Origin of the sequence: Sinomicrobium sp. (assembly GCA_029266035.1) — a bacterium.
GTDB lineage: Bacteria > Bacteroidota > Bacteroidia > Flavobacteriales > Flavobacteriaceae > Sinomicrobium.
Window position 1 is genome coordinate 33,015 of record JAJUFH010000002.1, and the last position, 13,864, is coordinate 46,878.

The 13,864-nt window shown below is 43.9% G+C and carries 11 protein-coding genes and 1 riboswitch; of the genes, 2 read left to right on the plus strand and 9 right to left on the minus strand.

The window, feature by feature from the left end:
- Positions 1-93 precede the first annotated feature (93 nt).
- Positions 94-1,002: a gliding motility-associated ABC transporter ATP-binding subunit GldA gene (gene gldA, locus ACYZZR_RS01950; protein WP_461532307.1), complete on the plus strand. Its 909-nt coding sequence runs from the start codon at positions 94-96 to the stop codon at positions 1,000-1,002.
- A gap of 51 nt (positions 1,003-1,053) precedes the next feature.
- On the opposite strand, the gene ACYZZR_RS01955 is transcribed toward gldA, so the two are convergent.
- From ACYZZR_RS01955 to ACYZZR_RS01995, 9 genes are all read right to left on the minus strand, one after another.
- Entirely contained in the window at positions 1,054-1,803 is a 750-nt protein-coding gene (locus tag ACYZZR_RS01955; RefSeq protein ID WP_461532308.1) for a head GIN domain-containing protein, read from the minus strand.
- A gap of 41 nt (positions 1,804-1,844) precedes the next feature.
- Entirely contained in the window at positions 1,845-2,945 is a 1,101-nt protein-coding gene (locus tag ACYZZR_RS01960; RefSeq protein ID WP_461532309.1) for an acyloxyacyl hydrolase, read from the minus strand.
- 33 nt (positions 2,946-2,978) lie between these two features.
- Positions 2,979-3,932, minus strand: a complete 954-nt coding sequence (metF, locus tag ACYZZR_RS01965) for a methylenetetrahydrofolate reductase [NAD(P)H] (protein WP_461532310.1) — start codon at positions 3,930-3,932, stop codon at positions 2,979-2,981.
- A gap of 51 nt (positions 3,933-3,983) precedes the next feature.
- Entirely contained in the window at positions 3,984-6,725 is a 2,742-nt protein-coding gene (gene metH, locus ACYZZR_RS01970; RefSeq protein ID WP_461532311.1) for a methionine synthase, read from the minus strand.
- Positions 6,726-6,780: 55 nt separating this feature from the next.
- Positions 6,781-7,785 carry a homocysteine S-methyltransferase family protein gene (locus ACYZZR_RS01975; RefSeq protein ID WP_461532312.1) on the minus strand — a complete coding sequence of 335 codons (1,005 nt, stop codon included), beginning with the start codon at positions 7,783-7,785 and terminating at the stop codon, positions 6,781-6,783.
- Between the two features lie 110 nt (positions 7,786-7,895).
- A riboswitch (SAM riboswitch) is annotated at positions 7,896-8,005 on the minus strand.
- A gap of 227 nt (positions 8,006-8,232) precedes the next feature.
- Positions 8,233-9,291 (minus strand): NAD(P)/FAD-dependent oxidoreductase, encoded by a 1,059-nt coding sequence (locus ACYZZR_RS01980; RefSeq protein WP_461532313.1) that lies wholly within the window; start codon positions 9,289-9,291, stop codon positions 8,233-8,235.
- Between the two features lie 27 nt (positions 9,292-9,318).
- Positions 9,319-9,936, minus strand: coding sequence for a precorrin-2 dehydrogenase/sirohydrochlorin ferrochelatase family protein (locus tag ACYZZR_RS01985; RefSeq protein WP_461532314.1), 618 nt, complete (start codon positions 9,934-9,936; stop codon positions 9,319-9,321).
- A 32-nt stretch (positions 9,937-9,968) separates the two neighbouring features.
- Complete coding sequence (cobA, locus tag ACYZZR_RS01990) at positions 9,969-10,775, minus strand: uroporphyrinogen-III C-methyltransferase (protein ID WP_461532315.1); 807 nt, start codon at positions 10,773-10,775, stop codon at positions 9,969-9,971.
- Between the two features lie 78 nt (positions 10,776-10,853).
- Positions 10,854-12,965 carry a HEPN domain-containing protein gene (locus ACYZZR_RS01995; RefSeq protein ID WP_461532316.1) on the minus strand — a complete coding sequence of 704 codons (2,112 nt, stop codon included), beginning with the start codon at positions 12,963-12,965 and terminating at the stop codon, positions 10,854-10,856.
- A 224-nt stretch (positions 12,966-13,189) separates the two neighbouring features.
- Here ACYZZR_RS01995 and ACYZZR_RS02000 point away from each other — a divergent pair, with 224 nt between their 5' ends.
- Positions 13,190-13,864: a PrsW family intramembrane metalloprotease gene (locus ACYZZR_RS02000; protein ID WP_461532317.1), complete on the plus strand. Its 675-nt coding sequence runs from the start codon at positions 13,190-13,192 to the stop codon at positions 13,862-13,864.

A 13,864-nucleotide genomic window follows, 5' to 3' on the forward strand; every position in this document is an offset into this window, starting at 1 on the left:
AAAAGACAAAGATAATATTATTTGTCAGTTATTTGTTCACTCTTGGCTCTCGTTTTGTATTTTTGACTGTGACAAAAACGACAACGGTACAAAATGTCTATAGACCTCAGTAATATCACAAAGAATTACGGAAACCGGAAAGCTCTGGACGCTGTTTCCTTTTCGATAAAAAAGGGGGAGATTGTAGGATTACTGGGACCCAACGGAGCTGGGAAATCCACTTTAATGAAGACCCTCACCACCTATATTCGCCCCACATCGGGTTCTGCTGCGGTAAATGGCTTTGACATTCTCAGCCAAAAAAAGGAAGTACAGCAAAGTATAGGTTATCTGCCCGAGCACAACCCACTATACTTGGATATGTATGTACGGGAATACCTAAATTTTACGGCTTCACTGTATCGCACATCGAATAAAAGGATTGGAAAGGAGGCCGTAGAACGCGCATTAGAGCTCACCGGACTCCAATCGGAAGCCTATAAAAAAATAGGTCAGCTCTCTAAAGGATACAGACAGCGAACCGGACTTGCCGCTGCCGTGATACACGATCCGGAGGTACTGATTCTCGACGAGCCTACCACAGGACTCGATCCGAATCAGATTATTGAAATCAGGAAGTTGATTCGAAATGCAGGAAGGGAAAAAACCGTACTACTGTCTACTCATATCATGCAGGAAGTAGAGGCCATGTGCGATCGGGTAATCATTATAAACCGCGGACAGGTAGTGGCTGATAAACAGCTTTCTGTCCTCAAAGAGGGTGAAGCGCAGGTGGTTGAAGTGGAGTTTGACTTTCTGGTAGAACCGCGTCTGCTGCAAGATCTGCCCTATATAACCGAAGTAAACAACATATACGATTGCGTATATGAACTGCACTTCAAAACCTCTATCGATATGCGACCTGCCATTTTTGATTTTGCACACGACAACGGACTAAAAACACTGCAGCTCCACCACAAAAATCGAAATTTGGAAAGCTTGTTCCGGGAACTGACACGGTAATTTTTGCAATCTGAACTATAGGCGCAAAACACAACCGATTGCCATATTTCATTATTCCCTGAATAACAACTCTCCTCGATAGTGGGTTTGAACTTCCGTTAGCTCTGGTTTGTTTACTGCAATTACATTCCCTGTACCGTAAATATCACCTTTCAAGCGATAGGTCGGATTTACAACAATATCGTTGGAACCTCGGTGGTAAAAGTTCACTTCGGTTGCTGTGAGCTCTTCGGCTTCCACACGAGAGTTTCCGGCAGCGAGGTAAATATCCAATTTCTCTGTAGTGCCACTGAGATAACAGTTGGAAAGGTTGTTGAACAATACACTGATGCTGGCATTCTCAACGCGTAGATAGAAATTACCGGTATTGTTGTAGTCGGTTCCGTAATCTTCTGAAACAATCCGCAGTGAAGGATAGGTCAATACCCCCTGCGAACGTATATCGAACTGTGTAGAACTCCTAATTTCGGAAAGGGCTGGAGCCGACACATACACCACGGTGTTGTCGTATTCACGGAAAAGATTGCAACTGGTTTCATCAGACAACAACAGTCGATTCTCTTTTACCTCAACCTTGATATCGTCTATCAAATTTTTCCCGGTTTTAACCACCACGCTGTATTCCTCATCTTCCCGGATAACCACCTGCACTCCCTCTCCTGCCGTAATCGCCGAAAAAGGAGCGACATCGATCTCTCTACTCACGGTATAGCCTGCCAATTTAACACAGTCGCTCCCCCCTTCGCTATCACAGGAAAACATCCAGAACACTAAAAGATATAAGAGTGTTTTTTTTACCACAACCTATTTATTTTTTTATCCGACCGAGTATTTCAAGCACATTACAAACGTATTCCAACTCCCAATTCTACCGCTTCTGCTTTGGCAGCATGTGTTTTTAGTGTCAATGCTGCAAAGAGTTTCTTTCCGAGATAGTACTTCACGCCCACCCTCTGGTAAAGTCGCCCTTCAAATTCTACCGGATAATACACATAATATCCCAACTGGGTAATCAGAGACAGACTGTTTACAAACAGTTCGTGCCCCACAAATATCCCGGCTCGCTTGTGATCCTCCCTTCCGGTGATTCCTTCTTCCGGAAAGGCTATACTTTTATAACGTATGTATTCTTTGAGGAAATTGGAGTAAAAAACATCTGTCCCGAGCTGAATTGCACTTTTCCTGCCCAATCGCTTATCGGCGTAGAAAGAGAACACGTAAAAGGGATATTGTCCACTACCGATTATATCGCTTTCGTTTACTCCAGCTCTAAAAACTGCATTGTAACGAATGGGTTCGGTGTATTTTTCTACCTGGGGATAGGAATAGTAATCCGGTAAATTGTCTTGCAACTGGTAGTTCAACCCTATATTGAATGTCACGCTGTTTACACTGGTATTTGGCGCTTTTACATTGGCGTTGGAATAATGTATGAGCGACAAGCCCATCTGAAACCCTATTCCCTTCCACAGGTTTTCTTTTTTGAAGTTGAGCATCAGGTAAGTACTGCTGAGCAAACGCGAGCCAAAAGCGACGTTTCTGTAATTCTCTTCTCTGTCGTACGGCGAGGTGGCATAGGCCAATCCCTGCCCCAATCGGAGCATGAGATTTCGCTTAAAGAAATAAAAATTATAGTGACCGTAAAGAGCGTAGTTCTCGCCCAAAGCACTATTTTTTAAATTCTGATAGGCAAAAGAGACCCCGTAATCGGGATAGTTGTAATACTGCTCCCAGCCTTCAAAACCAAAAGTCTTCTTGTTCCAACTGAGAATAAAGCCTTCCGGATGACCGGTCACCAAATGTCGTATATCTTTGTTGTGCAGGGCTATATTGCCGTAGAAATAGTTAATATCTACAGAAGAGAAATGCCTGCTTTCGGCCTTCTCCTGGGCAGAAACAAACACTTGAGCTACCAGAATAAAAACAATATACAGGTTTTTCATACCACTGGTTCGGCACAAATGTAGCTCTTATTTTTAAAATACTGCCGAGGCTACAGCTTTGACATTATCCGATTTTCCCATAGAATAATAATGCAGTACCGGAACACCGGCCTCTTTTAGTTCCTTAGATTGTTGTATACACCATTCTACTCCAACCTGCCTTACATCCTTATTGTTCTTACACTGTTCTACAGCCTTGATAAGGTCTTCAGGCATATCGATTTTGAACACCTGTGGCAAGAGTTGGAGATGCCTTGCCACCGCTATGGGCTTAAGTCCGGGAATAATTGGAACATCTATCCCCATGGCTCTGGCTCTTTCTACAAACTCGAAGAACTTCTTATTGTCAAAAAACATTTGAGTCACTACATAATCAGCTCCTGCATCTACTTTGTCTTGTAGTCTTTTAAGATCGTATTCCAGCGAAGGAGCCTCCAAATGTTTTTCGGGATAGCCTGCCACACCAACACAAAAATCGGGCTTGTTAACGGCCTCTACTGTGTCGTGCAAATATTTCCCTCGGGTAATATCTTTTATCTGACTGACCAGTTCGTTGGCATAGGTATGTCCACCCTGTGTAGGTTCGAAATAACGCTGGTGTTTCATAGCATCGCCGCGCAGTGCCATAACATTTTCTATACCGAGATAATGGCAATCTACCAGCATATACTCTGTCTCTTCTCTGGTAAACCCACCACATAAAACATGAGGTACCGTGTCTACCTGATACTTGTGTTTTATCGATGCACATATCCCAACTGTTCCGGGACGCATACGCACTATTCTTCGATCTAGAAGACCTTCCTTTTCTATGTACACAAACTCTTCTCTCGAGGTAGTGACATCTATAAAGGGTGGTTTGAACTCCATCAGAGGATCTATATTATCGTAGAGGTCCTGTATATTTTTTCCTTTCTGAGGCGGAACTACTTCAAAGGAAAACAGGGTTTTTCCTTTGGCATTTTCTATGTGTTCTGTAACTTTCATATCGCGGTCTTCCGGTTTGTCCGGAACACTGTTTTTTATTTGTAATCTAAATTAATCAGCTATGTTTGGGTTCAGCCATTTCTTGGCTTCCTCTTCAGAAATACCCCTTCTGACAGCATAATCGGCTACTTGGTCTTCCTTAATTTTTCCAAGGCCGAAGTACTTGCTTTCGGGATGGCCGAAATAATATCCCGAAACCGAAGAGGCCGGCCACATGGCGAGGCTTTCGGTGAGTTGAATACCCGAGTTTTTCTCTACGTCAAGTAGACTCCATATTGTTTTTTTCTCCAAGTGATCTGGACAGGAGGGATATCCCGGGGCGGGTCTTATCCCTTTGTACGATTCCTTTATGAGCTCTTCGTTGTCTAAGGCCTCATCTACGGCGTACCCCCAGTATTCTTTTCTTACTTTCTCGTGTAGGTATTCAGCAAAAGCCTCGGCAAAACGATCGGCCAGAGCTTTTATCATTATAGAGTTGTAGTCGTCGTTATTTTTTTGAAATTCGGCTGCTCTCTCCTCTACTCCAAAGCCTGCAGAGACAGCAAACGCCCCTACATAATCAGTAACACCTCCACTTTTTGGAGCGACAAAATCGGCGAGAGCGATATTGGCAGCTCGTTTGTTCTTTTTGGACTGTTGCCGCAGGGTGAGAAAACTAGTTATCTGTTTTCCACTCTCATCGTAAATCGCGATATCGTCTTCATCTATCTGATTGGCCGCAAAAATTCCATACACCCCTTTTGCTTGTAGCCATTCCTCCTCGATGAGCTGATTCAACATCGTATTCGCCTCTTCAAACAACAAGCTAGCCTGCTCACCCACTACCTCATCGGTGAGTATGGCAGGGTATTTACCGTGCAACTGCCAAGTTCTGAAAAACGGAGTCCAGTCGATATAATCTAACAGTTCTTCCGGTTTTACACTTACCTGATACACTCCGAGCTTGTTTGGCTTGAAAGGTGTATACCCTTCCCAATCCAACTGCAACTTATTGTTTCGAGCTTCTTCTATGGTCAGATATTCCTTTACCTTAGAACGGTTTAGAAATCCTTCTCTCAATTTGTCGTACTCTTCCCTTACGGAACGGCAATATTCAACCTTTGTCTTTTCGTTGAGCAGGTTACTAGCTACTGTAACAGCACGGGAAGCGTCGTTTACGTGAACTACGGTTTCCCTATAGGCAGGGGCAATCTTTACCGCGGTATGTGCCCGCGAAGTTGTCGCTCCACCTATCAGTACGGGAATATTGATATTGAGTTTGTCCAGCTCTTGTGCCAGATATACCATTTCGTCTAAGGAAGGGGTTATCAATCCACTTAGCCCTATTATATCTACTTTTTCGTCTAAGGCAGTTTGTATTATTTTTTCTGGAGGTACCATCACCCCAAGGTCCACTACCTCGTAGTTATTACAGCCCAGCACTACGCTCACGATATTTTTTCCTATATCGTGTACATCTCCTTTTACAGTAGCCATCAACACCTTTCCGGCTGCTTGAGAACTACCTTCTCCAGCCGGAAATTTTTTCTTTTCTTCTTCGATAAAGGGCAGTAGATAGGCCACTGCCTTTTTCATAACCCTAGCCGATTTTACTACCTGGGGCAAGAACATCTTTCCACTTCCAAACAGATCACCAACTACATTCATCCCGTTCATCAGATGGGTTTCAATAACCTCTATGGGTTTGCTAACCTGCAAACGGGCTTCTTCTACATCCTCTTCTATAAATTCGTCAATACCCTTTACCAGTGCGTGGGTGATGCGTTGCTGCAAATCTTCTGCACGCCACTCCTGCGTTTTTTTGTCTCCCGACTTTTCACCTTCTTTTACCTGTTCTGCATAGTCTAACAGGCGTTCGGTAGCATCGTCTCTCCTATCGAGCAATACGTCTTCTATATAAGTGAGTAGTTCTTTTGGTATCTCGTCGTATACCTCCAGCATTTCGGGGTTTACAATTCCCATATTCATACCGTGCTGTATAGCGTGGTACAAAAACGCGGCGTTCATAGCCTCTCGCACTGCGTTATTCCCTCTGAAGGAAAAGGACACATTACTCACCCCTCCACTCACATTGGCGTAAGGCAGATTTTCTCTGATCCACTGTGTAGCTCTGAAGAAATCGACCGCATTCTTGCGATGCTCTTCCATTCCGGTACCCACGGGGAAAATATTAGGGTCGAAAATAATGTCTTCCGGTGCAAATCCCACCTTGTTTACGAGTATATCGTAAGAGCGTTTACAAATCTCTATCCTCCGTTCGTAATTATCGGCCTGTCCTACCTCGTCGAATGCCATGACAATTACCGCGGCCCCGTATCGCATAATGGTCTTTGCGTGATGAATAAAAACATCTTCTCCCTCTTTAAGGCTGATGGAATTAACAATACACTTTCCCTGCACTACCTTGAGTCCGGCTTCGATAATTTCCCATTTAGAACTATCTATCATCAAGGGTACTCTGGCGATATCGGGTTCTGAAGCGATAAGATTGAGGAAAGTGGTCATAGCCTGCACTCCATCGATCATTCCCTCGTCCATATTAACGTCTATCACCTGGGCTCCTCCCTCTACCTGTGCTCGTGCTACGTTTAGTGCTTCCTCATATTTCTCTTCCTTAACAAGTCTCAAAAATTTTCGCGATCCGGTGACATTGGTACGCTCTCCTATATTTATAAAATTGCTCTCGGGGGTAACGATCAGCGGTTCCAATCCCGACAACTTTAGGGGTCGGATTGGCAGATCAGATCGTTTTCCCGTCAATTTATCTTCTGCTCTGTTGTTGATATTGTCCATTGTACTCCTTTCTACCTGTGATTATTTGCTACTGCCTTTTGTTTTCCTGTCAGACTTACAAAACCGAGGTCTTGAGTTTTCGCGGTTCGTAAGCTGCTGCAACCTCTGCGATGAGTCTGATGTGTTCTGGAGTAGTACCACAGCACCCTCCTATTATATTCACCAGATGTTCCTCGAGGTAATCTTTTATCAACATCTGCATCTCCTCGGGAGTCTGATCGTATTCCCCAAAGGCATTGGGTAGTCCGGCATTGGGATGCGCAGAAACATTCAGCTCCGTTTGCAGTCCCAATCGCTTTAGATAAGGTTTTAGCAAATCGGCTCCAAGAGCACAATTAAACCCTACACTGAGTAAGGGAATATGTGAAATAGAAATCAGGAAAGCCTCCACGGTCTGCCCAGACAGTGTTCTCCCGGAGGCATCTGTAATCGTACCACTCACCATAACCGCAATATCTATATTGCGTTCTTCTTTTACCTCTTCTATAGCAAACAGAGCTGCTTTGGCATTGAGGGTATCGAAAACAGTTTCTACAAGCAGTATGTCCACTCCCCCGTCTATCAACGCCTCCGCCTGCTGCTTATAGGCCGTTCTGAGTTGGTCGAAAGTAATAGCTCTATAGCCGGGATCGTTGACATCGGGCGACATACTCGCTGTTTTGTTGGTAGGTCCCATTGCTCCGGCTACAAATCGAGGCTTCTCGGGATTCTTTGCGGTAAAGCTGTCGGCTACCTCTCGTGCAATCCGCGCCGATTCGTAGTTGAGCTCATAGACCAAATCTTCCATATGGTAATCGGCCATGGCTATGGTAGTACTGGAAAAGGTATTGGTCTCTACGATATCTGCTCCCACTTCAAAATACTTTGAGTGTATTTCGGCTATAGCCTGTGGTTGTGTAAGAGACAACAGGTCGTTATTCCCTTTCAAAGGGTAGTTGTAATCCTTAAAACGCTCGCCCCTGAAGTCTTCTTCCGAAAACCGGTATTGTTGAAGCATGGTTCCCATGGCTCCGTCAAGTACCAGAATCCGCTTGGCGAGCTCTGCCTTTAATTTGCTCATAACTCGATTTTTAATCTTTATCCCGACCATATAGTAATACTATTCAGCCCGGACAAAAACCGTTAAAATTATAAGTTATCAGAATGCAGGGAAAAATACATGAAGTATCCTCGTCATCTGTCCCTGAATTCAGGGTAGAATTTAGCACCTTCTCCGCTTCAGGCTCGGAGGGTTGCTAAGGCGTCAACGGGTCTATTCCCTCTGCCTTTCTTGATAACTGCAATAAAACTGATGCAAAGAAATACAATACCTTTTTCTTTTGCAAACTAATTGCTGTTTTTCTCATAAAAACAGCCCTGTGTAGACTATTGTTTCACAGGACTGTTTCTCAAACTTTTACGAAATACGCAACCGCGGTACCCAACCAAAATAAGACAACGACTGTTGAGATACACGGCCCGTAGAGATGCACGGCCGTGTATCTCTACCAGGATTGGGTTTTATAGATTATACCTCTATGGCTTTGATAACCTCTTTTTTGGCTTCTTTTTTGGTTCCGTCAAAACCTTGAATTCCACCTACAGTGGTATACTTCATAATGTACTTCTTATCGGGGAAAATGCGCTGATAGGCACTCTGACACATGATGGCAGCTTCGTGAAAACCTGACAAAATCAGTTTCAGTTTTCCCTTGTAGGTATTCACATCTCCTATGGCGTATATCCCGGGAATATTGGTAGCGTAATCGTAGGAGTTGTCAACCTTGATGGCGTTTTTCTCTATTTCAAGTCCCCAGTCGGCTATGGGACCGAGCTTGGGCGACAGTCCGAACAAGGGAATAAAATAATCGGTCTCTTGAGTAAACTCACCTCGGTCTTGATGACTGATGCGTACCGACTCCAACTGTCCTTCTCCTGAAAGTCCTACCACTTCGGCACGGGTTACCAGGTTTATTTTTCCGAGTTTAGCCAGTTCGCCTACTTTGTCTACAGAATCCAAAGCGCCTCTAAATTCGCTTCTTCGGTGAACCAACGTCACTTCAGAGGCAACATCGGCTAGGAAAATGGACCAATCGAGAGCAGAGTCTCCCCCTCCAGCGATCACCACGCGCTTATCGCGATATACCTCCGGATCTTTAATCATATAGGTCACGCCTTTTTCTTCATAGTCTGCGATATTGTCTATCAGCGGTTTTTTGGGCTCAAAAGAACCCAGACCACCTGCTATGGCAACTACGGGAGCGTGGTGTTGGGTTCCTTTGTTGGTGGTCACTATAAAGCTACCATCGTCCAATTTTTCTATGGTCTCCGCCCGTTCTCCCAATGTAAATCCGGGACTAAAGGGTTTGATTTGTTCCATCAGATTATCTACCAAGGCTCCTGCTTTCACCTCTGGAAAACCTGGGATATCGTAAATAGGTTTTTTCGGATACAACTCCGCACACTGCCCACCCGGCTGTGGAAGGGCATCGATAAGGTGTGTCTTTAATTTCAACAGTCCGGCTTCAAATACAGTAAACAATCCTGTAGGGCCGGCACCGATAATCAAAATATCCGTCTTTATCATCTCGTTCAGTTTCTGTGTGATTTATAGTTATGATGTCTGTTTGTCATTTTCTATCAACGGGCTTGAGCTATCCGCCTTGATAAAGGATTGGGTAAGGCGGTTAAGTTGAGTTACCTTACTGTCAAAACTCTCTTTAAGCGTACTGCGATAGCGATTGAGATTTTTTACCAATAGATCGATATCATCCGGAAGTACTTCCTCAAAAAACTGTCGCAACCGCTTGGCTATGGTCGGCGATTGACCATTGGTAGAGATAGCTATTTTAAGTTGTCCTTTGGTAACGATACCTCCGAGATAAAAATCACAGAGCTCCGGAGTATCGGCCACATTGACCAAAATATTTCTCGCTCTGGCTTCTTCACAAATCCGTCTATTTACTTCCGGGGCGTTCGTCGCCGCAATGACCAGGTGTTTTTTGTGGAGCAAGTTTGACGAATAAGGACGGAATACCAGGGGAATATCGTGTTTTTCTGCCAATTGTTTTACCTCACTGCTAAAACTATCGGCAGCGACAATAATCTTTGCCTTCGGACTCGATTTAAGCAGGAATGAAAGTTTTTCGTATCCTACCTTTCCGGCTCCTACCAGCAGTACATTCAGTTCGCTGACCTTTAAAAACACCGGATATAGTTCGTTTTTCTCCATCTTTATTTTTTGTGTTGGTTCAAGCTGATTTATCAACTCTTAAAAAGTGTGACTTTTTCAGGGATGCTATCGTATTTTTCCTGTTCGGGCATAGCACTGACTGTTTCGTACAGCTGTTTCAAGCGTACACTTTCGCGAACCACCTCTCCGATAACGATAATGGCCGGTGCTCCCAGTTTTTTATCCCGAGCAATATCTACTATGGTGTTTACAGTTCCACATCCGAGATTTTCGTTGACGGTAGTTCCGTTCTGAATTACAGCTACCGGCACCTCTCCTTTTCCCTCCTGGTCGAAGTATTCCATAATTTCGCTTAGCTTACCCATTCCCATCAGTATTACAACGGTAGCGGTAGACTGCGCTGCGAGACGAATATCATCAGACAATTTTCCCGAGGAGGTGGTTCCGGTAATCACCCAAAAGCTCTCGGCAATGCTTCTCTTGGTGAGCGATATGCCCTGATTGGCAGGTACAGCTATAGAAGAAGTTATCCCTGGCACCACTTCCGTTTCCAATCCGAAACTATCTGCATAATCGATCTCTTCCGTTCCGCGGCCAAAGATAAAAGGATCTCCTCCCTTTAGTCTCACCACTGTGCCATGAGCTAAGGCATTACTGACAATAAGGCGATTGATCTCGTCTTGAGAATGACTGTGGTATCCCTTTCGCTTTCCCACAAAAATTTTATGAGCTCCCGGGGCATAGTCTAACAACTCCCTGTTGATCAAGGCATCGTATAACACCACATCGGCTTGCTGTAAGGCTTTTATTCCTTTTAGCGTGATGAGCTCTGCATCTCCGGGTCCCGCTCCTACTAGTATTAATTTTGGTCTTTTCACGTAATAATCTCCTTATCACTCAGCTGCCCCAAATAAAATATTCAAACCGGGCTCACTGAACAGTTTATAAACAAAGGCTTAATTCGCCACCAAATCTCTTTCTCGATACGACTTCACCTGATTTACAAAAGCGGTAGCGTCCTTTAGATATTTCTCTGCAAAATCGGCAGTGGGCTCATTTTCCTTAATCTGATAGATAAAATCTGTAAAGTTGATTCCGTTGCGTAGTTCCACTTTAGCTGTCGCTACAAAAACCTCCTGAAACTGATCGACAATCCCCACGTGGGTATTGGTTTTCTTACCCTCAGAAATAAGCAATGCCTTTGCAGTATTTACAATCGAGGTATACGAATAGTAAATACTGTTTGACCATTCTTTACCTTCCAGAGCACTTTGCGCCGATTTTATCTTTTCTTCACTTTCATAGAGCAAGGTAGCTACGAGATCGATCACCACTCCTGCACATTCTCCCACACCTACTTCCTGTCTGTAGTCTTCAGTATGCCCCCAGTCTTTAAAATCATCTTCGGAGAGATTGTCTGTATCCGAGAGCTCTTTTAAAATATCGTAAAAATAGGTTTTCCCCTGACGATCGTAATAGTTTAAAAAATTCTCCTCCGCCTGAGAATTAGCCTTAAAATCGTCCAGTACAGTACGCAACGCCTGTGGTCCACGCTTACTTGGAATTTTAATCACCTTATCGGCAAACCTTCCTTTACCATCGCCGAGAGCTCCTCCTCCCAACAACACCTGAAGTGCGGGAGCTACCAATTTACCCGAACGGATAGACATTCCTTGAAAACCGATATGAGACATCATATGCTGTCCACAGGCATTCATACAACCACTTATCTTGATAGCCATTTCTTTGTTGTCGAGATATTCGGGATACTCTTCTCGGAGCACATCCTCTAAAACCTGTGCTATACCTGTACTGTTCGCTATTCCCAAATTACAAGTATCTGTACCAGGACAAGCGGTAACATCGGCAGTACTTTCATATCCTATTTGAGTAAATCCGAGTGCGCTGAGCTCCTTGTAGAAGAAGGGAAGTAAGTCTTCGCGAACGTGACGTAGCAATATGTTTTGCCGAAGTGAAAAACGCAATTCATTACCGGCATATTTTCTAACCAAATCGGCTAATATTCTAGCCTGATTGGTATAAAAATCTCCTATAACTACTTTTATTCCAACAGCTACAAACCCTTCTTGTTTTTGTGGAAAAACACTGTTTTTCTTCCAGTGTTCATACGCCGCCACATCATCGATCTCTACTTTTGGAATCTCGATTTTTTCCAAATTGGCAAGTGCTATCGGAAAACTGTCAAATCCTTCGGTTTTTATCGTGTAGGTCTCAAAAGGCACTGCTTTCTCTTCTTCTTTAACCAAACGGATAAACGCGTCTAAGCCTATATCTTTTATAAGGAATTTCATCCTGGCTTTCATCCTTCTCGAACGCTCTCCATAGCGATCAAAAACCCTTACCACTCCTTCGATAAGGGGGATAACTCGATCGGCTTCGAGAAATTCGTAGATCAAATCGGCATGCCTTGGTTGAGAGCCTAATCCTCCACCCAACAAGACTTTAAACCCGTGTTTTCCATCTTTTATTTTGGGGATAAAACCGAGATCGTGCATATAGCTCAAGGCGGTATCGGCATCGGAAGAAGAAAAAGATATTTTGAATTTTCGTCCCATTTCCTGCCCTATAGGATTTCTGAGCATATACCTATAGGTTGCATCGGCATAAGGGGTGACATCAAAAGGCTCTGCGGGGTCAATCCCCGCCGTTTCACTAGCCGTAACATTACGCACGGTATTTCCACAAGCCTCGCGGATAGTGACATTGTCTTTTTCCAATTCAGACCACAACTCAGGTGTTCTGTCTAAGCTTACATAATGTATCTGTATATCCTGGCGGGTAGTGATATGCAGCCGCCCTCTCGAATACTTATCAGACACATCAGAAATACGGTGCAGCTGCTCGCTGGTCACTTTTCCATAGGGAAGTTTTATCCGCACCATCTGTACTCCGGGCTGTCTTTGCCCGTAAATACCTCTCGCTAAACGAAGACTTCGAAAGTGCTCATCGTCTACTTTCCCTTCTCTGAATTCGCGTATTTTACGCTCGAGGGCTATAATATCTTTTGCTACAACCGGATTTTCAATTTCTGTTCTAAAGCTCTGCATATCTATTAGTCTATTTAATCGATAGATTTATAGGTTTGTGATGCAAATGTAAGAGATAATTGGAGATATCCTAATAGAATGGGGAGATTTTTTACAGCATTTTGCATTTGCGGAAATACTACGGGCAATTTTGTGACTTTATACACCATGTCTGACCTGCTTATATTGTCACTTTCTATTTTAAAATCTGTCGGATATGTCACAAATTTTATTAATTTGCCCACATGGATCTCATACTCGCAGCCCTTGCTCCCATCGTGGCCATTGTCCTGTACATCTATATAAAGGACAAATATGAAAAAGAGCCTATCGGCTTACTTCTACGATGTTTTTTACTAGGAGCCATAGCCAGTGTAATCATCACCTTACTACTCTCGCGAATATTCGACTTCCTACTCCCCCTACCCGACAACAACAGCGTGATCCAGATGTTTTTGAAAGCTTTTGTAGTGGTAGGGCTTACCGAAGAATTTAGCAAATACCTCATCGTGAGGTATTACATACAGCCCAAGAGGGACTTTAACGAAACTTTCGACGGCATTGTCTATGCGGTGATGGTCTCTATGGGTTTTGCCGCCACAGAAAATCTGTTGTACGTAATGAGCAGCGGACACCAAACGGCTCTGCTGCGCGCGTTTACTGCAGTACCTGCACATGCTTGTTTTGGTATACTGATGGGGTATTTTATGGGAAAGGCCAAATTTTCAAAAAACAGAACCGCTCTGAATTTATGTGGATTACTACTAGCAGCATTATTCCACGGGGCATACGATTTCTTCCTGTTTATCAGCTTTATTCCCGGGACCTGGACAGGGGCATTTATCTCGCTTGGCATCGCTCTTTTGTTATCTAGAAAAGCAATCAAGAAACATCAGAACAATTCCCGTTTTCGTATCTAA

Coding starts and splice junctions, on each gene's coding strand:
- gldA (WP_461532307.1), top strand. CDS start 94: ATGTCTATAGACCTCAGTAATATCACAAAGAATTACGGAAACCGGAAA.
- ACYZZR_RS01960 (WP_461532309.1), bottom strand. CDS start 2,945: ATGAAAAACCTGTATATTGTTTTTATTCTGGTAGCTCAAGTGTTTGTT.
- metF (WP_461532310.1), bottom strand. CDS start 3,932: ATGAAAGTTACAGAACACATAGAAAATGCCAAAGGAAAAACCCTGTTT.
- metH (WP_461532311.1), bottom strand. CDS start 6,725: ATGGACAATATCAACAACAGAGCAGAAGATAAATTGACGGGAAAACGA.
- ACYZZR_RS01975 (WP_461532312.1), bottom strand. CDS start 7,785: ATGAGCAAATTAAAGGCAGAGCTCGCCAAGCGGATTCTGGTACTTGAC.
- ACYZZR_RS01980 (WP_461532313.1), bottom strand. CDS start 9,291: ATGATAAAGACGGATATTTTGATTATCGGTGCCGGCCCTACAGGATTG.
- ACYZZR_RS01985 (WP_461532314.1), bottom strand. CDS start 9,936: ATGGAGAAAAACGAACTATATCCGGTGTTTTTAAAGGTCAGCGAACTG.
- ACYZZR_RS01995 (WP_461532316.1), bottom strand. CDS start 12,965: ATGCAGAGCTTTAGAACAGAAATTGAAAATCCGGTTGTAGCAAAAGAT.
- ACYZZR_RS02000 (WP_461532317.1), top strand. CDS start 13,190: ATGGATCTCATACTCGCAGCCCTTGCTCCCATCGTGGCCATTGTCCTG.